Annotated in this window: 2 protein-coding genes; both read left to right on the forward strand. The window is 53.6% G+C overall.

Annotated features, from left to right (window positions below; translation table 11 throughout):
• The coding region (locus RMSM_RS26875) for a hypothetical protein (RefSeq protein ID WP_236622315.1) at positions 1-452 on the forward strand (452 nt) is incomplete at its 5' end.
• A gap of 251 nt (positions 453-703) precedes the next feature.
• On the forward strand, positions 704-1015 hold the full coding sequence (locus RMSM_RS26880) for a hypothetical protein (protein WP_144057991.1): 312 nt from the start codon (positions 704-706) through the stop codon (positions 1013-1015).
• Positions 1016-1052: the final 37 nt, after the last annotated feature.

The raw sequence follows: 1052 nt of genomic DNA on the forward strand, positions 1-1052 counted from the left end.
GGAGCCGGGCTTGCGAGGTTTCACCGATGGAAAATCAACTCTCCCGGCCCGCTGATCGCAACCGTTATTGGATTGAAAAAATGATGACACTGCCGCCCGAGTTCGACGATCGTGGCGACTACTTTTTCGCTACTTGGATGTCCGTTCGCGGTGAGGTGGACGTCACGATCAACAAGCAAGCACAGTGCAACTACACTCCACAACTGATCTCGACTCTGAAGGTAGGCTTAGACGACTGGATCGCATCGGCCTTGGCGTACTTTGATTCCGTCAAGGAACGATACGGCCTACAGTACATCAACGATTTGGCTGATCCGCACATCATCGTTTCCGAGGATGGTTTCTCCATTTTCTGGTCTTCCGAACTCGGCGAACCAAATGGCGATGCCGATGTTGCGGTAGACTACAACTGTGATGACATGGCTCCGTACGGCCTAACTATTGGGGACTAAAGCGGCGAATAACCATGCGATGGTGACGGAGCGGCGGTGGCACGCTTTTTCGTTTGCTTGCACGTCAATCGCCGCCGCCCGCACAACGCTACCGTTATTCGACGGAGGCACTCCAGTACGATCGGTTTCACGGCCTGCGCTGGACGGGACGAGGCGATTTGCACTAACGGTTCTCGGTCGACTCCTGATACAATCTTCGCGGCGACACACGGATGTCAGGCCACTTTCACACCAACCCGATCGGAGCACCAATGTCACGTAAGATTCAACTCACAAAAGCGGCCCTGACGACGCTGCAACGCCTTGGGCAATTTGCTATTATCGGCGGCGGCTTTCCTGCCTTGATCTACACGCTTCATCACTTCATGGATCATGGCAATATTTTCTCGAACATGTCCGAATATGTTGACGGCTCGATTCCGACACTGTTCTGGTTCTTCGTGGCCCTTTTCGGGTTTGTCACCAATGCAATCGCGTCACACGCTAAGTCGTGGATTCTTGCCCGACCAACCAGTTTGAACGACGCATCGGAAAATTCGGTCGTTGCTGTTTCGACATCGTAGACGGTGAATAACAAAGCCGATCGGGATAGGGGGCCGG

The organism is Rhodopirellula maiorica SM1, from assembly GCF_000346295.1.
GTDB lineage: Bacteria > Planctomycetota > Planctomycetia > Pirellulales > Pirellulaceae > Novipirellula > Novipirellula maiorica.